The 25,889-nt window shown below is 73.3% G+C and carries 19 protein-coding genes, 1 tRNA gene and 3 pseudogenes; 11 read left to right on the top strand and 12 right to left on the bottom strand.

Translation table 11 applies throughout. The features are described from left to right. Positions 1 to 12: 12 nt before the first annotated feature. A pseudogene (gene mgt, locus AC061S_RS21505) lies at positions 13 to 1,340 on the bottom strand (macrolide-inactivating glycosyltransferase). Between the two features lie 28 nt (positions 1,341 to 1,368). Here mgt and AC061S_RS21500 point away from each other — a divergent pair. Next, positions 1,369 to 2,235, top strand: a pseudogene (locus AC061S_RS21500) (phosphotransferase enzyme family protein). Between the two features lie 23 nt (positions 2,236 to 2,258). Continuing rightward, positions 2,259 to 2,897 carry a hypothetical protein gene (locus AC061S_RS21495; protein WP_478687576.1) on the top strand — a complete coding sequence of 213 codons (639 nt, stop codon included), beginning with the start codon at positions 2,259 to 2,261 and terminating at the stop codon, positions 2,895 to 2,897. 16 nt (positions 2,898 to 2,913) lie between these two features. Here the strand turns inward: AC061S_RS21495 and AC061S_RS21490 are convergent, their stop codons facing one another. After that, complete coding sequence (locus AC061S_RS21490; protein ID WP_478687575.1) at positions 2,914 to 3,504, bottom strand: DUF2867 domain-containing protein; 591 nt, start codon at positions 3,502 to 3,504, stop codon at positions 2,914 to 2,916. Between the two features lie 95 nt (positions 3,505 to 3,599). Between AC061S_RS21490 and AC061S_RS21485 the strand changes: the two genes are divergently transcribed. Then, positions 3,600 to 4,157, top strand: coding sequence for a TetR/AcrR family transcriptional regulator (locus tag AC061S_RS21485; RefSeq protein WP_478687574.1), 558 nt, complete (start codon positions 3,600 to 3,602; stop codon positions 4,155 to 4,157). Between the two features lie 18 nt (positions 4,158 to 4,175). On the opposite strand, the gene AC061S_RS21480 is transcribed toward AC061S_RS21485, so the two are convergent. Continuing rightward, positions 4,176 to 4,919 carry an exonuclease domain-containing protein gene (locus AC061S_RS21480; protein WP_478687573.1) on the bottom strand — a complete coding sequence of 248 codons (744 nt, stop codon included), beginning with the start codon at positions 4,917 to 4,919 and terminating at the stop codon, positions 4,176 to 4,178. A gap of 91 nt (positions 4,920 to 5,010) precedes the next feature. Then, positions 5,011 to 6,291, bottom strand: coding sequence for an SAV2148 family HEPN domain-containing protein (locus AC061S_RS21475; RefSeq protein ID WP_478687572.1), 1,281 nt, complete (start codon positions 6,289 to 6,291; stop codon positions 5,011 to 5,013). Positions 6,292 to 6,612: 321 nt separating this feature from the next. On the opposite strand from AC061S_RS21475, the gene glgX reads away from it, so the two are divergent. Beyond that, positions 6,613 to 8,727, top strand: coding sequence for a glycogen debranching protein GlgX (gene glgX, locus AC061S_RS21470; protein ID WP_478687571.1), 2,115 nt, complete (start codon positions 6,613 to 6,615; stop codon positions 8,725 to 8,727). Here the strand turns inward: glgX and AC061S_RS21465 are convergent. After that, positions 8,712 to 9,998, bottom strand: coding sequence for an MFS transporter (locus AC061S_RS21465; RefSeq protein WP_478687570.1), 1,287 nt, complete (start codon positions 9,996 to 9,998; stop codon positions 8,712 to 8,714). The two genes, glgX and AC061S_RS21465, sit on opposite strands and share 16 nt — an antisense overlap. A gap of 82 nt (positions 9,999 to 10,080) precedes the next feature. Between AC061S_RS21465 and treY the strand changes: the two genes are divergently transcribed. Further along, positions 10,081 to 12,438 (top strand): malto-oligosyltrehalose synthase, encoded by a 2,358-nt coding sequence (treY, locus tag AC061S_RS21460; protein ID WP_478687569.1) that lies wholly within the window; start codon positions 10,081 to 10,083, stop codon positions 12,436 to 12,438. A 196-nt stretch (positions 12,439 to 12,634) separates the two neighbouring features. After that, positions 12,635 to 13,909 carry a M14 family zinc carboxypeptidase gene (locus tag AC061S_RS21455; RefSeq protein ID WP_478687568.1) on the top strand — a complete coding sequence of 425 codons (1,275 nt, stop codon included), beginning with the start codon at positions 12,635 to 12,637 and terminating at the stop codon, positions 13,907 to 13,909. 25 nt (positions 13,910 to 13,934) lie between these two features. On the opposite strand, the gene AC061S_RS21450 is transcribed toward AC061S_RS21455, so the two are convergent. The 3 genes and pseudogenes from AC061S_RS21450 to AC061S_RS21440 form a co-directional block, all read right to left on the bottom strand. Beyond that, a complete protein-coding gene (locus tag AC061S_RS21450; protein WP_478687567.1) occupies positions 13,935 to 14,405 on the bottom strand; it encodes an N-acetyltransferase family protein in 471 nt (156 codons plus the stop codon). A gap of 68 nt (positions 14,406 to 14,473) precedes the next feature. After that, positions 14,474 to 15,696, bottom strand: a pseudogene (locus AC061S_RS21445) (RNA-guided endonuclease InsQ/TnpB family protein). Positions 15,697 to 15,938: 242 nt separating this feature from the next. Continuing rightward, positions 15,939 to 16,502, bottom strand: coding sequence for an FHA domain-containing protein (locus AC061S_RS21440; RefSeq protein ID WP_478687566.1), 564 nt, complete (start codon positions 16,500 to 16,502; stop codon positions 15,939 to 15,941). A 112-nt stretch (positions 16,503 to 16,614) separates the two neighbouring features. Between AC061S_RS21440 and treZ the strand changes: the two genes are divergently transcribed. Beyond that, complete coding sequence (treZ, locus tag AC061S_RS21435; RefSeq protein WP_478687565.1) at positions 16,615 to 18,477, top strand: malto-oligosyltrehalose trehalohydrolase; 1,863 nt, start codon at positions 16,615 to 16,617, stop codon at positions 18,475 to 18,477. Positions 18,478 to 18,520: 43 nt separating this feature from the next. Then, positions 18,521 to 19,309, top strand: coding sequence for a class I SAM-dependent methyltransferase (locus AC061S_RS21430; protein ID WP_478687564.1), 789 nt, complete (start codon positions 18,521 to 18,523; stop codon positions 19,307 to 19,309). 34 nt (positions 19,310 to 19,343) lie between these two features. Here the strand turns inward: AC061S_RS21430 and AC061S_RS21425 are convergent, their stop codons facing one another. Beyond that, a complete protein-coding gene (locus tag AC061S_RS21425; protein WP_478687563.1) occupies positions 19,344 to 20,465 on the bottom strand; it encodes a M24 family metallopeptidase in 1,122 nt (373 codons plus the stop codon). Positions 20,466 to 20,668: 203 nt separating this feature from the next. After that, the gene (locus AC061S_RS21420; protein ID WP_478687562.1) at positions 20,669 to 21,826 is read right to left on the bottom strand and encodes a heparan-alpha-glucosaminide N-acetyltransferase domain-containing protein; all 1,158 of its coding nucleotides are present in this window, start codon (positions 21,824 to 21,826) and stop codon (positions 20,669 to 20,671) included. Between the two features lie 152 nt (positions 21,827 to 21,978). Between AC061S_RS21420 and AC061S_RS21415 the strand changes: the two genes are divergently transcribed. Further along, positions 21,979 to 22,051: transfer RNA gene (locus AC061S_RS21415), tRNA-His, on the top strand. 124 nt (positions 22,052 to 22,175) lie between these two features. Next, positions 22,176 to 23,300 (top strand): alpha/beta hydrolase, encoded by a 1,125-nt coding sequence (locus AC061S_RS21410; protein ID WP_478687561.1) that lies wholly within the window; start codon positions 22,176 to 22,178, stop codon positions 23,298 to 23,300. 176 nt (positions 23,301 to 23,476) lie between these two features. On the opposite strand, the gene AC061S_RS21405 is transcribed toward AC061S_RS21410, so the two are convergent. After that, positions 23,477 to 23,692, bottom strand: a complete 216-nt coding sequence (locus AC061S_RS21405) for a hypothetical protein (protein ID WP_478687560.1) — start codon at positions 23,690 to 23,692, stop codon at positions 23,477 to 23,479. Between AC061S_RS21405 and AC061S_RS21400 the strand changes: the two genes are divergently transcribed. After that, entirely contained in the window at positions 23,685 to 25,085 is a 1,401-nt protein-coding gene (locus tag AC061S_RS21400) for a hypothetical protein (RefSeq protein WP_478687559.1), read from the top strand. The two genes, AC061S_RS21405 and AC061S_RS21400, sit on opposite strands and share 8 nt — an antisense overlap. A 26-nt stretch (positions 25,086 to 25,111) precedes the next feature. On the opposite strand, the gene AC061S_RS21395 is transcribed toward AC061S_RS21400, so the two are convergent. Next, positions 25,112 to 25,867: an alpha/beta fold hydrolase gene (locus AC061S_RS21395; RefSeq protein WP_478687558.1), complete on the bottom strand. Its 756-nt coding sequence runs from the start codon at positions 25,865 to 25,867 to the stop codon at positions 25,112 to 25,114. Between the last annotated feature and the right edge of the window lie 22 nt (positions 25,868 to 25,889).

Genomic DNA, 25,889 nt, shown 5'->3' with positions numbered 1-25,889 from the left:
TGACAGTTCCGGTCATGCGGGCAGTTCGGCCTCGACCAGTTCGGCTTCGACCAGTTCGGCCTCGATCAGGTCGGCCGCCTGCCGGGTGCCGCCCTCGGTCGCCATCTCGCGGCGGATCCGGTCCGCGCGGGCGGCCACCTCCGGGTCGGCGACCAGGGCGAGGACGGCTTCGCGCAGGGTCGCGGCGTCGGCCTCGGCCATCGGGACGTGCCGGGCGACACCGAGGGCGGCCAGCATGTCGGCGTTGCCGAACTGGTCGACGGCCTGCGGGACCGCGACCATCGGGGTGCCGGTGGCCAGGCCCTCCTGGCAGCCGCCCGTGCCCGCGTGGGTGATGAAGGCGTCGGCCCGGCCCAGGATGTCCAGTTGGGGAACCCAGCGGTGGACTTCGACGTTGGCGGGGACCGCGCCGAGCTCGGCCTCGTCGGTGAACTTGCCGATCTGGAGCACCACGTGCCAGTCGGGCAGGTCACCGAAGGCCTCCACGCAGGCCCGGTAGAAGGCCGGCTGCTTGGTGAAGGTGGACCCGAAGGAGACCAGGAGGACCTTCTTCCCCTCGGCGCCCGCGGGGCGCGTCCAGGTGCCCTGGGTGGCGCTGCGGTCGCCCTGGCAGGCGCCGACGAAGGTGTACACGGCCTCGTCGACCCGGTCGGCGTGGGGCTGGAGGGCGCGCGGGATGAGCACGACGCTGCGCCGGGGGCGGCCCACGAAGCGGTCGCTGTCCTCGTCGATGCCGTTCTCGTCGAGCCAGGCGCGGAAGCGGGCGTAGTACGCCTTCCCGCGCTCGGACGCCCGCAGTTCGGCGGTCATCGGCTCGGCGACCTCTTCCTCGTAGCCGGTCCAGGCGACCAGGGTCGGGGAGAGGGAGACCGCGGGGACGCCCCAGCGGTGGGCGAGGACGATCGCGGGATAGGCGGTGATGTCGTGGAGGACGAGGTCCGGCTCGTCCCCCTCGAAGGCGGCCGCGAGCTGCGGGAGGGCTTGGACGGCGTCGGCGAGGAAGGGCTCGATGTTGTCGATGAGCTCGGTGCCCCACGCGTCGGGGTCCTCGTCGGTGGGCAGCGTGGAGTTCCAGATCACCGGGGTGGCACCGGTCTCGGCGATCTTGTCGGCGTACGCGGCGGGGATGGCGTAGCTGACGCGGTGGCCACGGGCGACCAGTTCGCGGATCACTTCGATGCTCGGGTTCACGTGGCCGGCGGCGGCGATGGAGAACATGGCGATGTGGGCGGGCTTCGGGGTCGTGGTCATGAGGAAAAGATAGCGAGACGAGACGTCTCGTGCAACCTGTTCGGGGAAAATTCGCGCGGACGGGCCGGATGCGAAACTTGTCCGGTCATGAACACGGACGGACTGCGGAGAGACGGCATGGACGAGGCAAACGCCCGGGAGGCCCTGGCGGCGGCGGGCCTGGCACGGGCGGGGTCGGCCGCGCCCCGGCTGCTGGCCCTCGGCGAGAACGCCGTCTTCGCGCTCGACGACGGCCTGGTCGCCAAGGTCGGCCGGGAGGCCGCGCTGCTGCCGCGCGCCGAGCTGGAGCTCGCGGTGGCGGGCTGGCTCGCGGAGTCCGGGATCCCCGCGGTCCGCGCGGCCGAGCCGGAGCCCCGGCTGGTGGACGGACACCCGGTGACGTTGTGGCACCGGCTCCCCGACGCCGTCCGCCCGGCCGACCCGGCGGACCTCGCGGCGCTGCTGCGGCGGATCCACGCCCTACCCGCGCCCCCCTTCGCCCTGCCCCCGCGCGATCTGCTGGGCGGGGTCGAGCGCTGGCTGCGGCTGGCGGGCGGGGCGATCGATCCGGCGGACGCCGCGTACCTGCGGTCCCGCCGCGACGGGTACGCCGCCCAGGTCGCCGCCCTCACCCCGCACCTCGCGCCGGGCCCGATCCACGGCGACGCGCTGCCCCGCAACGTCCACGTGGGCCCGGGCGGGCCGGTGCTCGTCGACCTGGAGACGGTCTCCACCGACCTGCGCGAACACGACCTGGTGGTGATGGCCCTCTCCCGCGACCGGTACGGACTGCCCGGCGCCTCGTACGAGGAGTTCACGGCGGCGTACGGCTGGGACGTCCGCGACTGGGAGGGCTGCGCGGTCCTGCGCGGCGCCCGCGAAACGGCGAGCTGCGCCTGAGTCTCCCAGCACGCCCCGGCCAACCCCGGGGCCCTGGCCGAGTTCCGCCGCCGGGTGGCCTCCCTGCGCGAGGGGGACCCGGAAATCCGCTGGCACCCGTTCTAGCGGTGGCGTATCCCTTTACCCCTATGAAACTGCCCCTCACCATCCACCGGGCCCGGCTCGGCCCGGTGGAGTTCAAGGTGATCCGCCCGGCCCGGCCGCCGGCCCGCGCGGCCCTGTCGGACGGCAACTGGTACCTGGACGCCCAGGTCGACCAGCAGGCCGCGCAGCTCATCGCCGGACTGTGGTCGCTCGCCGCCACGTCCCCGCGCTCACTGGTCCACGTACCGCTGCGTCGCACCGACCCGGACACCGGGCAACCGGGCCTCGACCTGGTCCTCCTGCACCACTCGCTCCAGTTCGCGCCCTCGCGCTGGAAGGAGCTGCGGGCCCGGCTGGGCCCGGGCCGGCCGCAGACCGCGGACCTTCCCGGACCGGCCTCCGCCGCCCCGGGAGTCGACCCCTGGCCGCAGCGGCGCCACGCGGAGAACCGGGACCGGTTCCACCAGCACGTCCACGCCGGGACGCTGTTCATGACGGGGAGCGCCACACTCTTCGCCGACACCGCGTGGCTCTTCGCCGACGTCGCCCACCAGGGCTCCGGCTACGTCTTCGCCCACCCCGACCACCGGCACTACTGCGCGACGCTGGGCGGCTACGACAACACCGTCACCGCCGGCAGCGGGATCCACATCGTCTACCGCGACCGGTGGCCGACCCCATGAGCGCGTCTCCCCCGGATCAGGCCGCGCCGGAGACCGAACGGGCCTGCCACTCGCGGCCGATGCCGCGGATCAGCGCCGGGTACACGCCCAGGTAACGGAAGGGCTTGATGCCCGCCATGTAGACGGCGCCGAGCAGGCCGTTGGGCTTGACCAGGACGGCCATCTGACCGCGGTAGCCGCCGCTTCCGTCCGGGACCCAGCTGATGTGCATCACACCGTGCACGGTCCGGTTGGCCGTCTCCGCCGCCCACTCGTCGTGCGTCTGGTAGACGGAGCTGAACGGAACCGAGCCGAGGTCGGGCCCGCGGGGACCCTCGCGGAGGTCCGCCGGCAGCCGGTCGCGCAGCGAAGCCACCCGGCCCCCGATGCCGTCGTTCGGCTTGTCCCAGCCGAAGAGGGCCCCGAGCTTCCAGCGGATCGCGAAGAGCGCGCGGCCCAGGAAGGAGGGAACGGGGTCTCCACCGCTCGCGAACTGGCGCACGAGCCGTTCGAGGTCGTCCGGGCCGCCGGGCGTCGGCAGCTCCCACACGTCCTCGACGTGGAAGTCTCCTGCGATCTCGTGGATCCGCCAGGGGCGGTCGGTGTGCGCGGTTCCGGGCAGTCTCATGAGCAAGCCCCTATCTATACGATGCCGTATAGAAGAAGGTTAGCCGATCTATACGGCACCGTATAGATCAGACTGGTGCAGGACGGAGAGACATCGTGGGCGCGACCCGCACGCCGCGGCGCGGCTGGATCGAAGAGGGCCTGCGGGCGCTCGCCGCCGGGGGCCCCGAGGCGGTCCGGATCGAGTCGCTCGCACAGTCCCTCGGCGTCACGAAGGGCGGCTTCTACGGGCACTTCGGCAACCGCGACGCACTGCTCGCCGAGATGCTCGACACCTGGGAGCGCGAGGCCGCCGAGGTCGTGATCGAACAGGTCGACGGCGCGGGCGGAGACGCCAGAGCCAGACTGAAGCGGCTGTTCGCGATCGTCTCGGTCGCCGACGGGCCGGCGCAGGGCGTGGCGGCCGAGCTCGCGATCCGCGACTGGGCCCGGCGCGACGAATCCGTCGCGGAGCGGCTGCGGCGCGTGGACAACCGCCGCATGGACTACCTGCGTTCGCTGTTCGGCGCGTTCTGCCCCGACGAGGACGAGGTCGAGGTCCGCTGCATGATCGTCTACTCCATGCGGATCGGAGACCACTTCATCGCCGCCGACCACGGCGGCCGCAGCCGCGCCGAGGTCATGGAGCTGACCCGCGACTGGCTGCTGCGGTAGGACCCCGCCCCTCGCGCGTCAGACCCGGTACGGCACGACGGGCCAGGCCCGCTCGACTATCGCCTCGGGGTCCGAGGTGCGCCGCAGGTAGCTCTGCAGCGAGGCCGCCTGCTCGGCCGCCGCGCGGATCTGGAGTTCGTGCAGGTCCGCCAGGGCGACCGTCCCTATCGCCGCGTGCACGGCACCCATCCGCCGCGCGGCGCGGGCCGCCGCCAGCGCGTCCGCACCCGCGTCGTGCGCCGCCTCCAGGGTCACGCCGTAGTGCTCGCAGAGGGCCTGGAGCGTCCGCCGGCCCTTGCGGTACCGGTCCGCGTGCTTGTCCAGCACCAGGGGGTCGATGACGGGCGGCGCCGACCTCGCCGGCCAGCGCTCGCCCAGTGGACGGATCCCGTGGCGGCGGCACTCGCGGTCCAGCAGGGTCAGGTCGTACCGCGCGTTCATCACCACCAGCGGGGTTCCCGAGCTCAGTGCCTCCACGAGCGTCCGGGTGATCTCCTCGATCGCCGGAGCCGCCGCCATCCCCCGCGAGCGGGCGTGGTCGGTGGAGATGCCGTGGATGGCCGAGGCCTGCTCCGGGATGGGCACGCCCGGGTCGACCAGCCACGTCCGCTCCCGCGCCACCTGCCCGTCCGGCCCGACGGCGACCACGGCCGCCGTCACGATCCGGTCGGACTCGATGTCGGTCCCCGTGGTCTCCAGATCGAAGGCCACCATCGGCCCGCCGTGCCAGTCCCCCATCCAGTCCCCCGCCCAGTCCCCCATCACGCGCCCCCCGTACCGGTCCCTCTACGTCAACGGCTTTCAGCCTGCCACGGGCCACTGACAGCCCTGGAGCCGGGGCGGCCGCCGCCGCTCACGACACCGGGCGGGAGTCCTGCCAGATCGACTCGAATTCCTCCCGGTAGGTCGGGAACAGCCCGTGCTCGTGGCCGGGCCGCACCTGGGAGGCCCGCCCGCCGCCCCGCAGGACCAGGACCGGCGCCTCCATGCCCCGGGCCCGGCGCAGGTACGACTGGACCACCGCGATGCCCGAGGACTCGCCCTCCACCAGGTACGCGGTGAAGCGCGGGGTCTCGTCGAAGACGTGGATCTCGAAGCCCGAGGCGTCGCGCAGGCCCGCCCGGACCCGTCGCACGTGCAGGATGTTCATCTCCACCGAGCGGCTCAGCTCGCCCTTGCGCAGGCCGAGCTCCCGCTCGCGCCGTTTGACCGCGCTGCTCGCCGGGTTCAGGAACAGCAGCCGCACCCGGCAGCCGGCCTCGGCGAGGCGTACGAGTCTGCGGCCCGAGAAGTTCTGGACCAGCAGGTTGAGCCCTATGCCGATGGCGTCCAGCCGCCGCGCGCCGCCGAAGAGGTCCTCCGCCGGGAGCTGGCGCTGCAGCCGCACCCGGTCGGGGTGGACGGAGATGACGTCCGCGTACCGGTCGCCGACCAGGTCCTCCACGGCGTCGATGGGCAGCCGGTCCGCCGACGGCGAGCCCGCGCCGCCGCCCAGTACCTCCAGCAGCCGCGCGGACGCCCGCTCGGCCTGTTCCAGGACCGCCCGCGACAGGGCGCGGTTGCGGGAGACGACGTTGCGCGTGACCTCCAGCTCGTCCAGCGCCTGCTCGATCTCGCGCCGGTCGTCGAAGTACGGCTCGAAGCAGGGCCAGTGCTGGACCATCAGTTCGCGCAGTTGCGGCAGGGTGAGGAAGCTCAGCACGTTGTCGTCGGCGGAGTCCAGCAGGTAGCCCTTGCGGCGGCTGACCTCGCGTACGGCGGCCGCGCGCTGCACCCACTCCTGGCCGGCGGGGCCCGCGGCCGCCACCACCCAGTCGTCCCCGCCGTGCACGGGCTCGTAGACCGGCCGGAGCACCGCTCCGACCACGGACCGCAGCCGCTGTTCGATCAGGTTCAGCCAGATGTACGCACGCCCGGCGCGCTGGGCCCGGGTCCGGACCTCGCTCCAGGCGTCCGCGCCCCAGTCCAGCTCGGCACCGGCTCCCGCCTGCGCCTTCCCGGTCCCACCGGTCTCCGGCGGGGCCAGCGACACGGCTCCGGCGGGGATCCCGCCGACCGTCCCGCCCGCGGCGTCCGCCGGGCCGCCCTCGTGACCGCTGTCACCAGGTGGCAGCTCCAGACCTCCCGAGCTCACCCGTGCACCGCCTCCTGCGTCTGGACGCCCGTCTCCAGTGATCACGGAAGGGTACTCCGCGCGCGCGGCACCCTGCAGCCCGATGCGTGCCCCTGCGACCCGACGCGGGCTCACGGTCCGTGCCCGGACCGCCTGTTGGCCCATTATCCGCTGGGGCGACGATCGGATCTCCCCATGGTCCGCCCACCCTCTTATCAGCTCTCCGGGTCACCCGGTAGGACCCTCCCAAGTCCCCGCGTGGAAGCCCTCTTTCGGGGAAGATCTGGAAGTGACGTGGTCCACGCCGGATCAGCCCGACACTGAGGGGAAGAGTCGTTTTCTATGCAGGTCTGGCCGGGACAGGCGTATCCGCTCGGTGCCACGTACGACGGCGCCGGCACCAACTTCGCGGTCTATTCGGAGGCCGCCCGACGCATCGAGCTGTGTCTGCTGCACGACGACGGTTCGGAGACCGCGATCGAACTGCGCGAGACCGACGCGTTCGTCCGGCACGCCTACCTGCCGGGCATCATGCCCGGCCAGCGGTACGGATTCCGGGTGCACGGCCCGTACGAGCCCGAGCGCGGCCGGCGCTGCAACGCGGCGAAGCTGCTCCTGGACCCGTACGCGCGGGCCGTCGCGGGGAGCGTCGACTGGGGCGAGGAGGTGTACGGCTACCACTTCGGCCGGCCGGACTCCCGCAACGATCTGGACTCCGCGCCCAAGAGCATGAGTTCGGTGGTGGTCAACCCCTACTTCGACTGGGCCAACGACCGGCCGCCGCGCCACGAGTACCACCACACGGTGCTCTACGAGGCCCACGTGAAGGGCCTGACCATGCACCATCCGGACCTCCCCGAGGAGCTGCGCGGCACGTACGGGGCGCTCGCGCACCCGGCGGTCATCGGGCACCTGACCAAGCTGGGGGTGACGGCGCTGGAGCTGATGCCGGTCCACCAGTTCGTCAACGACCACCGCCTCGTCGACGACGGGCTCAGCAACTACTGGGGCTACAACACCATCGGCTTCTTCGCACCCCACAACGGCTACGCCTCGGGCGACCGCGGTCAGCAGGTGCTGGAGTTCAAGTCGGCCGTCCGGGCCCTGCACGAGGCCGGCATCGAGGTGATCCTCGACGTGGTCTACAACCACACCGCCGAGGGGAACCACCTGGGCCCGACGCTGTCCTTCCGGGGACTGGACAACGCCTCGTACTACCGCCTCGCGGACGATCCCCGGCACTACATGGACACCACGGGCACCGGGAACTCGCTGCTGATGCGCTCTCCGCACGTGCTCCAGCTCATCATGGACTCACTGCGCTACTGGGTCACCGAGATGCACGTGGACGGTTTCCGCTTCGACCTGGCGGCCACGCTGGCCCGCCAGTTCCACGAGGTGGACCGGCTGTCCTCGTTCTTCGACCTGGTGCAGCAGGATCCGGTGGTCAGCCAGGTCAAGCTGATCGCGGAGCCGTGGGACCTGGGCGAGGGCGGCTACCAGGTGGGCAACTTCCCGCCGCTGTGGACCGAGTGGAACGGCAAGTACCGGGACACCGTACGGGACTTGTGGCGCGGGCAGCCGCGCACGCTCGCGGAGTTCGCGGGCCGGCTGACGGGCTCCTCCGACCTCTACCAGGACGACGGCCGGCGGCCGCTCGCCTCGATCAACTTCACCACCTGCCACGACGGTTTCACCCTGAACGACCTGGTCTCGTACAACGAGAAGCACAACGAGGCCAACCGCGAGGGCAATCGGGACGGCGAGACCCACAACCGCTCCTGGAACTGCGGGGTGGAGGGCCCGACGGAGGACCCGGAGATCGGGGAGCTGCGCGAGCGCCAGATGCGCAATTTCATCGCCACGCTGATGCTTTCGCAGGGCGTGCCGATGATCAGCCACGGCGACGAGTTCGCCCGTAGCCAGGGCGGCAACAACAACGCCTACTGCCAGGACAACGAGCTGTCGTGGGTGACCTGGCCGGAGCCCGGCAAACCGGCCCCCGCGCTGCTGGAGTTCACCCGGCGGATGGTGTGGCTGCGGCGGGAGCACCCGGTGTTCCGGCGGCGCCGGTTCTTCCACGGCCGGCCGGTGGAGGGGACGCACGACGAGCTCTCGGACATCGCCTGGTTCACCCCGCACGGCGAGGAGATGCGGGCCCGCGACTGGCAGGCCCAGCACGCGCGGGCGCTGGCGGTGTTCCTGAACGGGGAGGCCATCTCGGAGCCCGGCACCCGCGGGGAGCGGATCACCGACGACTCGTTCCTGCTGATGTTCAACGCGGGCGCCGAACCGCAGGACTTCACGATCCCGGCCGGGCACGGCACCCAGTGGCGCCTGATCGTGGACACGGCGCGGCCGGAGGTACTGGCACCCGGTACCGGGCCGCAGTACGCGGCCGGGGACCGGGTGACACTGACAGGACGGTGTCTGGTGGTGCTTCAGCGCCCGGCGTAGGCGGCGCCTTCCAGGACGGCGTCCGCACGGGCGGTGCCCCCGCCGGAAGCCACCGGAGTGTGCGTACGGGCCGCCGGCACCCGGGTGACCAGGGCCAGGACCAGGCACAGGGCGGCCGCCCCCACGGCCACCGCGAAGGCGGCGGCGGGCCCGTACCACTCGGCGAGCCGCCCGGAGACGGCGAGCGAGGCGGCCTGGCCGGCGACGAGCGAGCTGGCGGCGAAGGCCATCGACTCGGCGAGCCGGTCCGGGCTCACCGCGCGCTCGGTGATGGCGAAGGCGGTGATCAGGTGCGGGGCGTAGGCGGCTCCGAGCACGGTCACGACCACGTACAGCGGCCACAGGGTCTCGGTGAAGAGCAGCGGTACGGAGAACACGAGCGCGGCGGCCGTGGCCCACCGCCAGCGCAGCCGCAGGCCGAAGCGTGCGGGCAGCGCGCCGAGCGAGAGACCGACGGCGGCGCTGACGACACCCATGGCCGCGTACACGATGCCGGCCTGGCCGGGGACGCCCAACTGTGCGGTAAGGGCGGCGATTCCGGCCTGGCAGGCTCCGAACATGGCGCCCTGGAGGGCGAGCGAGCCCCGTACCGCGAAGACCACGCGCGGCGGGCGGACCCGGGAGCGCTCCTTCTCCCGGCGGGCTCCGGCGGGCACTCCGGCCGTGACGGCGGCGGTCGGGTGCAGTGCGTAGAGCGTGCCGAAGACGGCGACGAGGGCGGCCGCGCCGCCGAGGGCGATGGCCGGGTGCAGGGCGAGGGTGGCCAGGCCCACGAGGGCGGGCCCGAAGACGAAGGAGACCTCGTCCAGGGTGCCTTCGAGGGAGTGGATGGCACCCACGACGCTCTCGTCGGACTTGGCACGGTGGGCCAGGGCCACGGAGCGGGTACGGGCGAGCGGTCCGATCAGCGGGACGGAGGCCCCGGTGACGAAGCCGATCGCGGCGAGCGGGACGGTGGCGAGGTCGGAGAGGGCCCCGGCCACCAGGGCGGCGGTCGCCACCGCGTTGACCGCGGCGGCCGCCAGGACGACGGGGCGCTGCCCGCGCCGGTCGGCGAGCCGGCCCAGGACGGGTCCGAAGACCACCTGTCCGGCGGAGAGGGTGCCGCCGACTATGCCCGCGGTGGCGAGGGAGCCACTGGTCTCGGCGACCAGCAGGACGCTGCCGAACTGCGACATCGCGACGGGCAGTCGGGCGAGGAAGGAGATGAGCGGGAGAAGGGGCCCGGTCAGGGCGATGACTTTTCGATAGGTGTTGACGGTTCCAAACACTTGAGCAACGTTAACCCGGCGCAGTCACCCGGATGCATTGGGTAATGGCACGGAATCCCGCATCCTGGGTACGTACGTTCTCATGAGCCTGCCCCCGCGTACCGGTCGCACCCGTCCTGAGTTCAACCGGCCTGAACCCGATGTACCACCGACCGCCACCCCGGCGTCGACCTACCGCCTTCAGCTCCGCCCCGAGTTCACCTTCGGCGACGCGCGGGCCGTCGTACCGTACCTCGCCTCGCTCGGAGTGTCGCACCTGCACCTGTCCCCCGTACTGGAGGCGGTGCCCGGTTCGGCCCACGGGTACGACGTCACCGACCACACGCGGGTCCGGGTGGAGCTGGGCGGCGAGGCCGGACTGCGGGCCCTGGCCGCCGAGGCCCGGGCGCACGGGCTCGCACTGGTGCTCGACATCGTGCCGAACCACATGGCGCTGCCGGCCCCGCTCCGCCTCAACCGGCCCTTGTGGGAGGTGGCCCGGGAGGGTCCCGGCTCGCCGTACGCGCGCTGGTTCGACATCGACTGGGAGGCGGGCGGGGGGCAGCTGCTGCTGCCCGTGCTCGCGGAGCCGCTGGATCCGGGAGCCGTCGAGATCGGGGAGGTCTCCGTCGACGCGGGGGCCGCCGCCGGGCGGGCCGACCGGGCCGTACTGCGCATCGGAAAGCTGGAGTTCCCGCTCCGGGAGGGCACGGCCGGGCTGGAGCCGGCGGCGCTGCTCGCCGCCCAGTGGTACCGGCCTGCGCACTGGCGGGAGGCCCGGACCGGCCTCAACTACCGCCGCTTCTTCACCATTTCGGAGCTGATCGGGGTCCGCGTCGAGGACCCCGAGGTCTTCGCCGTCACCCACGCGAAGGTGCTGGAACTGGTCCGGGACGGGGTCGTCGAGGGGCTGCGGATCGACCACGTGGACGGTCTGGCCGACCCCGGGGGCTACCTGCGGCGGCTGCGGGACGCCGTCGGCGCGGACTGCTGGGTGGTGGTCGAGAAGATCCTGGCCCGCGAGGAACGGCTGGCCCCCGCCTGGCCGGTGGCCGGGACCACCGGGTACGACGCGCTGTACCGGGTGGACGGGGTCTTGACCGATCCGGCCGGGGCCGCGCGGCTCGACGCCCGGTTCCGCGAGGCGACCGGGCAGCCCCGGTGGGAGCGGACGGCCGCGGCGAGCGCCCGGGAGGTCCTGACCGGGGACCTGGCCGCCGAGCTGGCCGCCCTGGAACGACTGGCCGGTTCCGAACTAGCCCCAGCCGTGAGTGAGTTGCTCGTCGCCTATCCCGTCTACCGGCCCTACCCCGGCGATCCGGAACTCTCGCCCGAGGCCCTGAAACGGGCCGCCGCCCGGGCGGGCGCCGGCCCGGTGGCCGGCGTACGCGAACTGCTGCTGCGGGATCCGGCCTTCGCGGCCCGCTTCGCCCAGACCTCGGCGGCCCTGCGCGCCAAGTCCCTGGAGGACAGGGCCTTCTACCGGTACGCCCCGCTGCTGTCGGCCACCGAAGTGGGCGGGGATCCGGGGGCTCCGGCGGTCACATTGGCGGAGTTCCACGCGTACTGCGCCGAACAGGCGAGGCTGTGGCCCGGCGCCGGGACGGTGCTGACCACGCACGACACGAAGCGCAGCGCGGACGTCCGGGCGCGGATCTCGGTGCTCTCGCAGGACCCGGAGTCCGTACCGGAGCCGGCCGGAGCGGATCCCCAGCTCGCCTGGGTTGCCTGGCAGACGGCGTTCGGACTCGGGGGCGGCGGCAACCCCATGGTGCGCCGCGAGCGCCTCTGGCAGGCCCTGCGGAAGGCCGTCCGGGAAGCCGCCCTGCACACCACGTGGACCGAGCAGGACCGGGCGTACGAGGCCACGGTCCTGGAGCACATCCCGAGGGACGCACTCGAGCCGGCCGGGCCCCTGGCGGCGGCGGCCCGCGCCAACCTGCTCGGGGCGGCGCTGCTGCACCTGGCCATGCCCGGGGTCCCGGAGGTCTACCAGGGCGCGGAGACGGAGTACCGGGCCCTGGTCGACCCGGACAACCGGGAGCCCGCCCGCTTCCCCCGGGACGCCTTGGCCCGACTGGACGCGGGGGCCGCGCCGTCCGGCACGGCCGAGGAGAAGCTCGCCCTCACCGCCGCCCTGCTGCGGCTGCGCCGGAGCCGGCCCGGGCTGTTCGCCGGCTACGCGCCGCTGCTCGCCCGGGGCCCGGCGGCGGAGCACTGCGTGGCCTTCGCCCGCTCGGCCGGCCTGGTCGCGGCGGCCACCCGTCTGTCGCACGGGCTGGCCGGGTCCGGGGGCTGGCGGAACACGGCCCTGCCCCTGCCGCCGGGACGCTGGCGGCGGCTGCCGCTCCTCGGGGCGGCGCCCGAAGCCTCGTACACCGGCGAGCTGCCGCTCGCGGAACTCCTGGGCAACACCACCCCGGTAGCCGTCCTGCTCCGGGAGGACCCGGACCGGGCGTGACTCCCCGGGCCGGACGGGCCGGAAAATCCAGCCCGTCCGGCGTTTGAGGACCGGGGTCTGGGGCGGAGCCCCAGGAAACGGTGAAAGGGCGGGGCGGGGAGCGGCCCCGCGCAGCGGCACGGCAGGCGGCAGCACCGCCCCGCCCGGGCCGGGCGAACACGGCTAGGGCAGGCTCGCGGCGGGCATGGGATCACCTGTGACCCTCATCCGTGACATGTGCTACCCCACCCCCCACGAACTGGCCCTGGCCGCCCGCGCCCTGGCCGATGAACACCCCGCCCTGGCCGGGCTCCGCCAGATCGGCGCGTCCCGGGCCGGGGAACCCCTGTGGCTGCTCTCCGTGGGCTCCACGACGACGGCCGCGACCGCTGCCCCCGCCGCTCCGAACGTGCTCGTCGTCGCCGGCGCCCACGCCAACGAGCCCGTCGGCGGGGCCACCGCCCTCGCGCTCGCCCGGCACCTGATCCGCGTACCCGCCGGCGGAACCACCTGGCACTTCCTGCTCTGCGCCGATCCCGACGGCGCGGCCCTGCACCGCACTCCCCGCCCGTACTCCCTGCTCGACTACCACCGGAACTTCTTCCGGCCGCCCGGCCCCGAACAGCCCGAGTGGGCACCGTCTTTACTGCCCCCGGACCGCCTCCCGCCCGAGACCGTCGCCCTGACCCGGCTCATCGACGAGCTCCGCCCCGCCCTCCAGGTCTCCCTGCACGGCACCGACCTCGGCGGCTCCTGGGTGCAGCTCACCCGGGACATACCCGGTCTCGCCGAGCCCTTCGGCAAATCGGCCGCCGAGCTGCGCATCCCGGTCGAGACCAGCGCCTCCGACGCCTCGGGCTGGCCCTCGCCGGGGGCGGGGATCTTCGTGATGCCCGAGCCCGGGACCACGGCCGACGGGCCGTTCCATCCCGAGGACACCCGGCTCAGCACCTGGTACCACGCCCACCGCCACGCCGGCACCACCGCGATCGTCGAAGTCCCCATGTGGGCCTCGGACCTGGTCGACGACCCGGCACCGCACCCCGACCCCCGCGCCGCCCTGCGCATCCTGGCCGGCCGGCTCACCGCCGACGCCGCGCGGGTGGCGGCGCTGCGCGAGGGCGCGGCCGGCGGTACGGATCCGGCCGCCGCGGCCCTGCTCCGCGCGGTGGACTGGACGCTCGCGCTGATCCCCCGGATCACCGCCGAGTGGACGGGCCCCGGGGCTCCCGCCGAGGCGACGGCGGCGTACATCGGGAGCATCGACGCCTTCGGCCGACGGCTCTCGCTGCGTGCCGCGGCGATGCTGCTGCGGGTGCTGCGCGCCCAGGGGCAGCCGGCGGCGCAGGCCGCGGACCGGCTCGTCACGGGGTGGTGCGAGGAGTTCGCGGACCGCTTCCAGGCGCGCTGGGTCCCGGTGGCCACGCAGGTGGAACACCAGTCCCGGGTCGTCCTGGCGGCCTACGACCGGCTCGTGGCGGCGGGCCGGTAGGCGGGGCCGCGGACCGGCGCACCGGCTACTCCACCGGCAGGGCGTACCGGAGCTTCGGCTTGCCGGTGGCCCCGAGCCGGTCGTAGAAGCGGATCGCGCCCTCGTTCCAGTCGGGCGTCTGCCACTCGACGTGGCCGAGGCCCAGCTGGCGGGCTAGTGCGGCCACCCCGTCCATCAGGGCGGCGCCGAGGCCGTGGCCGCGGGCCTCCTCGGCCAGGTAGAGGCAGTCCATGTGGAGGTAGTCGCTGGCCTCCCAGAAGGAGAACTCGGCCGAGCAGGCGGCGTACCCGGCGACCTCGCCCCGCGGGGTCTCGGCCAGCAGCACCCACAGCCGGGACCCGTCGGCGAACAGCCGCGCGCCGAGCCGGTCGGCGAGACCGGCCGGGCGGGGCGCGGACTTCTCGTACACCATGTGCTCCCGCATGAGCTCGACCAGGCGGGGCAGGTCCTCGGGGCGCGCGGGCCGTACGACGGGGGCGGCAGACGTGTGTTCCATGATTGAATCCTCCCCTCCCTGAAAGGAGGGGATTCCTCACCCTCCAGGGCTAATCGGGGATTTCTAGCTCACGCTGCCAGGCGGGGTAGCGCCCCACCTGGTCTTCCACGATCAGCACTAGCCGGGTGGAGACCAGCCCGGACCAGCATCACGCGCGCGGAGTTCTTATCCCTGGGGGATACGGCTCCACACGCGGTGCAGGCGTAGGTACGTTCTGATAGAGGTAGTGCGTGCTTGGTTCTCGCTCCGCACTGCGCGCAGTCCATCGTGGTGTGCGCGGGGTGTACCAGGAACACGGCACGGCCGTGCTTGCGGCCCATCTCGATCAAGGCCGCCTTGGTGGCGCCGATCGCCGCGTCCGCGGCCTTCTTGGCCATGGTGGACTTGGCGAGGAACTTCGGGCGGAAATCCTCCACCGCCATGACGTCGTGGTTGCGGACGACGGCCTTGGCCCACTTGCGGCCGGTGTCCTGACGCTGACGGGCCACCTTCTTGTGCAGCTTCGCCGTCAGCTTCTTCGCCGCCCGGTACCTCTTCGACCCGGGCCTGCCCTTCGCCGGCTTACGGCGCGCCATCATCCGCTGATAGTGGGCAAGCCCAGCAGCCGCCTTCTTGCCGTGCTCGGCGTGCGGGAGGTCGTGGTCGTCGCTGGTGGTGGTCGCCGTCTCCCTCACACCCCAGTCGATCCCGATCACCGCACCCGTCTCCGGGAGCGGATGGGTTTCGGTCGGGACGACGAACGAGCAGTACCAGTGCCCGAGACTGTCCTGATACACGCGCACGCTGGACGGGCCGGCGGGAAGGTTCCGCGACCACACCACCGTCAGGGCGATCCCGCCCGCGAGGTACAAGCGGCCGTCCTTCAACCGGAAACCGCGCTTGCTGTAGTTAAGGGACGGCAGCGCTTCCCGCTTCTTCTTCCACGTCGGCATCCCGGCCCGCTGCCGCACCGGCAACCGGTCCTTGACGTCCTTCTGCGCCTTGGCCCGGGACTTCCCGAAATCCCGGATCAACTGCTGCTGCGGAACGCTGGAGCCCTCACGGAGCCAGGTGTTCGTCTTGCGGCCCTCGGTCAGCATCTTGTCGAGCTGCCCCGGACCACACGTCCGCTTGTCCACGCCCTCGGCCGACGCTTGTTCCACAGGTGCGTCTGCTTCGACTTCGCGCAGCACTCGTTCCAGATCCACCGGCATCGATCCCACTCCGCCATCAGGGTGGTAAGCGCGGTGGACGACACGCGGACACGGAACGTCCACCGGGCATGCCCGGCATCCCCCACGATCGGTGTCATCGCCATCCCAACAACCTAGCCCCACCCACTGACAACGACCGAAGGCGCAGGTCAGACCGACCCCCGGCGCTCCGCGCCTCCACCCCAAGGACCCATTCCCCCCGGCCTGAAGCCGAAGCCTCCTGGGAGAAACCCGGTGACATCCTCCGCACGGGCCGATCCACCCGGCAACCGGGTCCCGGTGGCCGACCTCCGACCGCTCCCCGCCCGCGCCCCACGCGCCCGGGCCTCCGCCCGGAGCCTCAGCCGGCCGACAGCCTGAAGGTCATCCGTCCGAAGCCGATCTGGTCCCCGTCCCGCACCACCGCCGAGCCCGTCACCCGGCGCCCGTTCACCGTGGTCCCGTTCGTCGAGCCGAGGTCCCGCACCACCCAGACCCCGTCCCGGACGCCCAGTTCCGCGTGGGCCCGCGAGACCGTCTCGTGGCTCAGGCGCAGCCCGTTGCCCGGGTCGCGGCCGATCCGCAGCGGTCCGGCACTCGGGTGCGGGAGGAGCAGCGTGGGCAGCTTCTCGGCGGCCCAGGCCCGCCGTACGCCCACGGACACGGCGGAGACGCGCCCCACCCAGCCGAACAGCCGGCGGGTCCACGGGCTCTCCCCGGCCTCCCGGCCCTCCAGGTCCGCGGTGAGCACGGCGAGGTCCTCGGAGCGGCGGGCGACGAGGGCGAGTTCCATGCGGCGCAGGAAGGTGTCGTGCGACAGCTTGCCGACGGCGGCGCCCTCCCTGAGCTGGCCCAGGGCGCGGTCGCGCTCGGCATCGGAAAGCCGCGGGGCGGGGAAGGCGGGGAACTCGAAACTCGACGTCACCAGGTGATTGTCAGCCTGTCGGGGGCAGAGTGTCCAGAACTCCCGCGCCCGGCCGGAGATGATGGCCCGGACACGCAGGTTGGGGTACCGCCGCCAGACGAGGGGATCGTCCGTGCAGTTCGAGGTGTGGGCACCGCTGACAGACCGGGTCGCACTGCGGCTCGACGGGGCCGCGTACGCGATGGAGCGCGATCCGGGGCGCGACGGGTGGTGGGTCGTGGAGGCCGAGGCGCGGGACGGATCCCACTACGGGTTCCAGCTGGGCGGCGGCCCGGAGACACCTGCTCCCGTTCCCGGGGACGATCCGCGCGACCCGGTACACCCGGGACACCTCCCGGACCCCGGACACCGCGCGGACCTCGCGGCCGCCGACCACCCCGCACGCCCCGTACGCCCCGACCCGCGCGGCCGGCGCCTGCCGGAGGGGCCCGACGGGCTCTCGGCCGTGGTCGACTTCGCCTCGCTCACCCCCGGCGAGCCGGCTCCCTCCCCCCGGGTACCGCTCCAGGACGCCGTCCTGTACGAGCTGCACGTCGGCACCTTCACCCCCGAGGGCACCTTCGACTCCGCCGCCGCCCGCCTCGGCCACCTCACCGGCCTCGGCGTCACCCACGTCGAGCTGATGCCGGTCTGCTCCTTCCCCGGGCGGCACGGCTGGGGGTACGACGGAGTCGCGCCCTGGGCGGTGCACGAGCCGTACGGGGGCCCGGCCGGGCTGGTCCGGTTCGTGGAGGCCGCGCACACCGCCGGGCTCGGCGTGGTGCTCGACGTGGTCCACAACCACCTCGGCCCCTCCGGCAACCACCTGCCCGTCTTCGGCCCGTACTTCACCGAGACCCACCACACCCCCTGGGGCGCGGCGGTGAACCTGGACGCCCCCGGCTCCGACGAGGTGCGCGCGTACTTCCTGGGCAGCGCGCTGGCCTGGCTGCGCGACTACCGGATCGACGGGCTGCGCCTCGACGCGGTGCACGCGCTCGCCGACGACCGGGCGCTGACCTTCCTGGAGGAGCTGGCCGCGGCGGTGGACGAGCTGGCCGCCGAGACCGGCCGGCCGCTGTTCCTGATCGCGGAGTCGGACCGCTGCGATCCGCGCACCACGACCCCGCGCGCCGCCGGGGGCCTGGGCCTGCACGCGCAGTGGAACGACGACTTCCACCACGCCCTGCACTGCGCGCTGACCGGCGAGTCCCAGGCGTACTACGCGGACTTCACCGAGGCCCCGCTCGGGGCCCTCGCCAAGACCATGACCCGGGCCTTCTTCCACGACGGGACCTGGTCCTCCTTCCGGGGCCGCCACCACGGCCGCGCGGTGGACCGCGGCCGCACCCCGGCGCACCGCTTCCTCGGCTACACCCAGACCCACGACCAGATCGGCAACCGCGCACTGGGCGACCGGCTCTCGGCCTCCCTGTCCCCCGGGCTGCTGGCGTGCGCGGCGACGGTGGCGCTGACCGGGCCGTTCGTGCCGATGCTGTTCATGGGCGAGGAGTGGGGGGCCGGCACCCCGTGGCAGTACTTCACCGACCACCCCGACGAGGAGCTCGCCGAGGCCGTACGGGCGGGCAGGCGGCGGGAGTTCGCGGAGCACGGCTGGAAGGCGGAGGAGATCCCCGACCCGCAGGACCCGGCCACCCGGGACCGCTCCTGCCTCGACTGGGCCGAGCCGGGCCGGGAGTCGCACGCCCGGCTGCTGGACTGGTACCGCGCCCTGATCACGCTCCGCCGGACCCACTCCGACCTGCGCGATCCCGATCTGGCGGCGCTGCGGATCGCCCATGACGAGGAGCGCCGCTGGCTGACGTTCCGCCGGGGCGACGTCCGCGTGGTGGTGAACCTCTCCGCGGAGCCGGTCACCGTCGCACTGGGCCGCAACGGGGTCCGGGTGCTGGCCGCGTGGCTCCCCGTCGAGCATCCGGACGCCGACGGGCGGGTCCACGTACCGGCCGAGTCGGCGGTGGTGCTGGGCCCGTAAACCCGGTCGCGGAGGTGTGGGGCCGTCTGATGGGATCGGCTCCATGAAGATCGAATCTCCCGCGGGCGGCGACGGGCATCCGGCCAAGGGCGGGTACAGGGCGAAGTACGACCGGATCGGGGCGGGTTACCGGCAGGTCCGGCGGCCCGATCCCCGGCTGGCGGCGCTGATCGCGGGCGCCCTGGGGGACGCCCGGACGGTCGTCAACGTCGGCGCGGGCGCCGGTTCGTACGAGCCGCAGGATCGCGAGGTGACGGCCGTGGAGCCGTCCGGGGTCATGCTCGACCAGCACCCGGGGACCCGCAAGGTCAGGGCCAGTGCGGAGCAACTGCCGTTCAAGAACGGGGTGTTCGACGCCGCCATGGCCGTCATGACCGTCCACCACTGGCCCGACGCCGCGCGCGGGCTGGCGGAACTGCGGCGGGTCTCCCGACGCCAGGCCGTCTTCACCTGGGATCCGGCGCACCGGACGAAGCTGTGGTTCTTCGAGGAGTACCTCCCGGAGATCGGGGACCTGGAGGAGTCCCGGTTCACCCCGCTCTCCGTGGTGACCGGGGCGCTGGACGCGCACACCGTGCTGCCCTTCCCCGTCCCGCACGACTACACCGACGGTTTCCGGGCCGCCTTCTGGCGCCGGCCCGAGTCCTACCTCGACCCGGCCGTACGGGCCGCCAGCTCCACCTTCGCGACGCTGCCGGCCTCCGTCGTGGAGCCGGCGGTCGCCCGGCTGCGCGAGGACCTGCGGTCGGGTGCCTGGCAGCGGCGCCACGCCGCCCTGCTGGAGCGGGAGAGCGTCGACTACGGCTACCGCCTGGTCCTCGCCGGGGCCTGAACCCCGGCGAGGAGGCGGCTTCCCGCTGGCGCGCCTACTCCACGACGGCCAGCTCCCGGGAGGCGTTGTTGAAGCTGCGGCAGCCCTTCTCGGTGACGGTGATGATGTCCTCGATGCGGACTCCGAACCGCCCGGGGAGGTAGATCCCCGGCTCCACGGAGAAGCACATGCCGGGGACGAGGACCTGCTCCTCCCCCTCCACCATGTACGGCGGCTCGTGCGTGGTCACTCCGATGCCGTGGCCCGTGCGGTGGATGAACTGCTCGCCGTAGCCGAACTCGGTGATCACCGCGCGCGCCGCCCGGTCCACGTCCTGACAGGCGGCCCCCGGCCGGGCCGCCGCCACGCCCGCCAGCTGGGCCTCGCGGACGATGTCGTGGACGCGCTGCTCCTCCTCGGTGGGCTCCCCGACGTGCACGGTACGGGAGATGTCGGAGCCGTAACCGTGCTTGAGGCCGCCGAAGTCGAGGACCACCATGTCCCCGTGCTCGATGACCCGGTCACCGGCTTCGTGGTGCGGGTTGGCGCCGTTCGGGCCGGAGCCGACGACGGTGAAGTCCACCTGGGAGTGGCCGTGCACGCGCAGCAGCGCGGCCAGGTCGGCGGCGAGGTCGCTCTCCCGGCGTCCGGCGAAGGGCACGTGGAGGATCTGCGCGTACGCGGCGTCCGCCGCCTCGCCCGCCGCCGCGAGCCGGGCCAGCTCGCGCTCGTCCTTGACGGCGCGCAGCATCGGCAGCGCATCGGTCAGCGAGACGTACGAGGTCGTCGGCAACTCCCTCTGCAGGCCCAGCAGATGCAGCGCCCAGGCGTTGTCGCTGACCCCGAAGCGGCCGGCCACGTCCAGCAGCGGGGAGGTCACGGCGTACGGGTTCCTCCCGTCGGCCCAGTCCCGCAGGGTCAGCGCTGCCGCGCCGGGGGACTTCGCCGCGTCGGGGGCTTCCAACGCGGGGACGACGAGGACGGGGTCCTGCCCGGCCGCGAGGACGAGCAGGGTCATCCGCTCGGTGTCGACGGGCCGGTATCCGGTGAGGTGGGCCAGGTCGGGCCCGGGGGCGACCAGCAGGCCGGCCAGCCCCGCGTCGGCGGCGGCCTGCGCGGCGGCGGCCATCCGGGCGGCGTAGTCGGCGGCCGTGAAGGGATCGGAGTCATGGTCCATGACGGGATCCTCCCGCGCCCCGCCCCCGGACGGCAGGGGGCCGCGCCGATCACCCCGGCTCCGCCCGGACGGGCCGAAGGATTCAGCCTCGCCGGCGTTTGAGGCGCGGGGGTCCGGGGCGTAGCCCCGGGGAACGGTGGAACCGGGGGTCCCCCCGGACGAAGTCTGGGGGAGGGTAGGGGACGGCCCCGCAGGGCTTCGCGTCACGCCGGGGTCACCGCCCGCAGCGCCCACTCCAGCGGCCCCCGCCGCAGCTCCGTACCGCGCAGGAGGTGGTCCCAGGCCAGGCACCCGATCACCGCGACCCCCGAGAACATGGCCAGCACGCCCCACCCGCTCCAGCCCCGCAGGAACACCGCCAGCGTGAGCGCGTGCGCCACGTACACCGTCAGGGCCATCGCCCCGACGGCGGCGAGCGGCCGCATCAGCCGCGTCGCCATCCGGCCCGCGCCGTGCGCGGCCAGGGCGAGCAGGCCTATGAGGGCGGCCCCGACCCCGGAGTTGCCGAGGGTCTCCAGCGGGGTCTGGCTGTAGGGGCCGGCCAGCAGCAGCCAGTCCCAGGAGGTGCTGGGGACGGCGCCGAACTGTTCGCCCAGCACGGCCGCGACCGGGTCGGGCTCCGCCGCCGCCCAGGGGTGTTCCCGGGCGACGGCCTCCAGCAGCGGACCGCGCCGGCCCCCGGGCCCCAGCGCGAGCCAGGAGGCGCCGTAGCCGACGACGGCGGCCGCGGCCCCGAAGCCGGTCAGCAGCCGCAGCGAGCGCCCGCTCCGCAGGTCGGCGAGGCGGCCGAGGGCCATGCCCGCCAGGATGTACGGGAAGTAGGTGAGCAGCGGGTACGCACCCGAGAGCAGCAGCTCCCGCAGCATCCCCCCGGCCCCCGTCCAGGTCGCCAGGTCGCCGGGGACCGGCGTGGCGCCGCGCCCGCCGGTGCGCAGGCCGAGCGCCGGGCCCAGGAGGTACGAGAGCACCGGGCCCAGCACCACCGAGGCGCCGGCGACGGCCGCCAGGGTGCGGGTGCGCAGCCGGGTGAAGGGTTCGGCGGCCAGGAAGTAGACGGCGTAGAAGGCCAGGATCACGAGGATGCCGGGCGAGAGCGCGGCCAGGCACAGGCCGAGCGCGGCGAGGATCGCGCAGCGGGTCAGGGTGGCCCGCAGGGGCGGAGGTCCGGCGGCGCGGGAGCGGGCGAGCGCGAGGGAGAACCCGGCGATGAGGGTGAAGACGGCGGGCGCCCGGCCGTCGGCGGCGACGAGCAGCCAGCCGGGGCCCTCGGGCGTGGGCGGCGGGCCGACGTGGACGGCGAACATGCCGAGGACGGCGATGCCGCGGGCGGCGTCCAGTCCGGTCAGTCGGTTTGGTCCCATACGGGTAGGGATGGCGATCCGGGGCTCGGGGTTGCCTGCGCCCCTCGCCCGGAGCCGGGTCACCTGGTCGCCGGAAAAGGCGTCGCGGGAGCACCCCGCTGATCAGCTATGCTGTGCTTGCACATCGAACGGGTGGTCCGCCGCCCTTCGTGGTGGGTGTAGCTCAGTTGGTAGAGCACCTGGTTGTGGTCCAGGTGGCCGCGGGTTCAAGTCCCGTCACTCACCCTGTTGATCCCGTGGGGGTTACGAGTTTTCTCGTAACCCCCACGGGTTTTTTCGTTCCCCCGGCGTGATCGGCGCGTCGCGACCGGCCGGGCCCGCTTGCCCGAGTCCTGGCAGGATCAACCGCATGGAATGGGACATCGGGGGCACTCCGGCGCTGCTCCTCGCCGTCCTCGTGGCGGCCGCGGCGTTCGGGGCCACCGTGTGGCTGTGGCCGCGGCTCGCGGGGTCCGGGGTGCGGCCGGTGCTGGGGCGGGCCGGGCTCCAGCTCGCGATCACCCTGACGGCCGGGTCGGCGCTGCTGCTCGCAGTGAACTCCTCGTACGGCTTCTACGGCTCCTGGCGCGACCTGCTGTCGCTGCGCCGCGAGGACCCGGCGCCGCCGGGCGCGGACGCCTCGGGGCGGGGGGCTCTGCTGGTGCGGGGCACCCACTCCTGGCGGCAGGCCGGCTCCGACGACCCGGCGGTGATCGGCCGGATCGAGGCGGTGACCGTGCGCGGGGCGCGCAGCGGGCTGTCGGGGCAGGGGTACGTGTACCTGCCGCCGCAGTACGTGCACGCGTCGGCCGGCCGGCGGGCGGAGTTCCCCGTGGTGCTGGCGCTGAGCGGGTTCCCGAGTACGCCGGGGGTGCTGACCGACCGGCTGCGGTACCCGCAGCTCGCACTGGAGGCGGTGCGGGCGGGGCGGATGCGGCCGGCGGTGCTGGTGCTGATGACGCCGACGGTGGCGCCGCCCAGGGACACGCAGTGCGTGGACGTGCCGGGCGGGCCCCAGGCGGAGACCTTCTTCGCCCGGGACCTGCCCGCGGCGGTCTCCTCGTACTACGGCCTCAGCCGGGATGCCCGCGGGTGGGGCGTGATGGGCAATTCGGTGGGCGGCTACTGCGCGCTGAAGCTGGCCCTGAGCGCGCCGGACGCCTACCGGGCCGCGGCCGCGCTGTCGGCCCCGTACGCGGCGGCGCGGGACGCGGACACCGGTGACCTGTTCGGAGGCGACCCGGGCGTCCGGCAGCGGAACGACCTGCTGTGGCGGCTGCGGAACCTGCCGCAGCCGCCGGTGTCCCTGCTGGTGGCGAGCAGCCGCAAGGGCGAGCACCAGTTTCCGGCGACGCTGGAGTTCATCGACGCGGTACTGGCGCCGGCGCGGGTGTCCTCGATCCTCCTGGCGAGCGGCGGGCACAACTACGAGACCTGGGCGCGCGAGGTGCCGGCGGCGCTGGAGTGGCTCGTGGGGCGGCTGAGCCCGCACTGAGCCATGGCGCGACACTTCGCTAACGGGAACCCCGGTGATTTTCGAACAGGGGCAGAGATAAGCTGATCAAGACTTTTACGCACGCATTGAACACCTGGGGGGCCGGTGCACCGTCGCCGCGTCATGTTTTCCGCTGCCGTCGTCGCGGCAGCCGTAGGCTTCGCATCCGCCACGGCTCAGGCGGCGAGTCCATCGACCGCTGCCGCCACCGCGGTGCCGCCGACCGCGAAGGGCCCGGCGGACGCGGCCGCCGCCGCGAAGGAAGCGGCCGGGAAGACCGTCTCCCGGGAGATCGCCGCGAAGACCGCCGCCGCGAAGGCCAGGGCCTCGGCGTCGTCCGGCCCGGCGGCGCGCGCCCAGCAGAGCGCGTACTTCGACGTGTCGATGGGCACGTCCACCTCCCACGCCCTCTCCGTAGGGCTGGCCACCGGCGTCAGCACCGACCTGACGTACGGCGTCGTCCGGTACGACATCGACTGGGGCGACGGCACCGTCGACACGGATTTCAGCCTCGTCGACGGGCTCGTGTTCGCCGACCACACGTACGCCAGGGCCGGCGCCCACACGATCACCATCAAGGCGACCGGCCCGGGCGAGGAGACCGCCGTCACCACCGAGGAGGTGCTCCCGGAAGGCTCCGAGTTCACCCCGCACGCCCCCACCCGGCTGCTGGACACCCGTGACGGCACCGGGACCGGGATGCCCGGCGGCCGCTCGGTCGCCGCCAACGGCACGACCCGCGTGAAGGTCGCCGGCAGCGGCTCCATCCCGGCCGGGGTGACGGCCGTGGCCCTCAACATCACGGTGACCAACGCCGCGACGGCCGGGCACGTCATCGCGTACGCCGCCGGCACGAAGCGGCCGGAGACCTCGAACGTCAACTTCGTGAAGGGCCAGACCGTACCGAACCTGGCGATCGTGCCGGTCGGCAAGGACGGGTACGTCGAGCTGGCCAACCGCAGCGTGGGCTCGGTGGACCTGATCGCCGACGTGACGGGCTACTTCAGCCGGTCCGCCGCCAGCGGCTACACCTCCGTGGAGCCGACCCGCTTCGTCGACAGCCGGCAGTGGCTGGGCAGCCCCAAGGGCAAGCTCGCCGCCCAGAGCACCCTCGACGTCCAGATCGCCGGTCAGAACGGGCTCCCCGCCGCGGGGGTCACGGCCGTGGCCCTCAACGTCACGGTGACCGATCCGGAGGACGCCGGCCACCTGATCGTCTTCCCGAGCGGCGGGCAGGCTCCCTCCACGTCGAGCGTGAACTTCACCGCCGGTCAGACGGTCGCCAACGCGGTGATCGTGCCGGTCGGAGCGGACGGCCGGATCAAGGTCCGCAACAACGCCTGGAACCGGGCCCACGTGATCGTGGACGTCACCGGCTACTACGGCGCCGACGGCGAGGCCGCCTACCTGCCGGCGGAGCCCGAGCGCCTGGAAGACACCCGGACCTACGGCTGGCCCCTCGAGGCCCAGAATTACCACAAAGAGATCCAGTGGATGGCGAGCGGGCTCGAGGCCCTCGTCCTGAACACCACGGTGACCAACACGAAGAGCGCCGGTCACCTCACGGTGGCCCCCGACCCGAACACCAAGGACGACTACCTCAACGGCACGGTGGAGCGCCCGACCCCGCCGAACACCTCCGTCCTGAACTGGACGAAGGACACGACCGTCGCGAACATGGTCCAGGCGAGCACCGGCAACAACGACATCGTCGACTTCTGGAACCGCGGCTGGGAGCCGACCGACCTGATCATCGACAAGTTCGGCGCGTACTACAGGAAGTGACCCGTCGGGAGAGCCCGGCCACGGCCCTACTCGCGCAGGAAGGCCTCCACCTCCGTGGCGAGGGCCACCGGGCTCTCGTGCGGGGGGTAGTGGCCGGTGCCGGGGAGCGGCTGGATGCGGCAGTTCGGGTACCAGACCTGCCAGGTCGACCGCATGAAGTCGACGGTGAGCGCTAGGTCGTACTCGCCGACTAGGACCAGCACCGGGACGGTACTGCCCTTCACGGCGGCGGACAGGTCGAGCGGCTGCCAGCCGGCGAGGTACCCGGCGAAGGCCTCCGGCCGGGACACGGCGAGCGAGTGCGCCACCATCCGGTCCAGCCAGTACGGGCTCGCGCGGCGGCCGGTGACGATGTCGAGGATGGCGCGGCGGTTGTCCGCGCTGTCGGCGGCCCCGTAGAAGAGGCCGTGGGTGGCGTCGTCCATCTCGTAGGGGGCGGCGGGGACCGGGTTGATGCCGATCAGCTTCTCTACGCGCTCGGGGGCGCGCACGAGGACCTGCTGCATGGCCTTGCCGCCCATGGAGTGGCCGAGGAGGGAGAAGGTGTCCCAGCCGAGCTCGTCTGCGAGCGCGAGGACGTCGTCGGCGATCTCGGGGAGCGTGTAGCGGCCGGGGAGGTCCCTGCGGTCGCCGTAGCCGCGGTAGTCCAGGAAGGCGTACGAGAACTCCCGCTGGTCCAAGTAGTCCAGTACGGAGCCCCAGTTGGCGGACGTGCCGAACCAGTCGTGCAGCACGATGACGCGGACGGGGCCGGTGCCGATCCTGCGGTGGGCGATGGCCATGCGTTCTCCCTCGGTGACGGGG

The organism is Streptomyces sp. CA189 (genome assembly GCF_056428985.1).
This window is presented reverse-complemented; position numbering and strand designations above follow the sequence as displayed.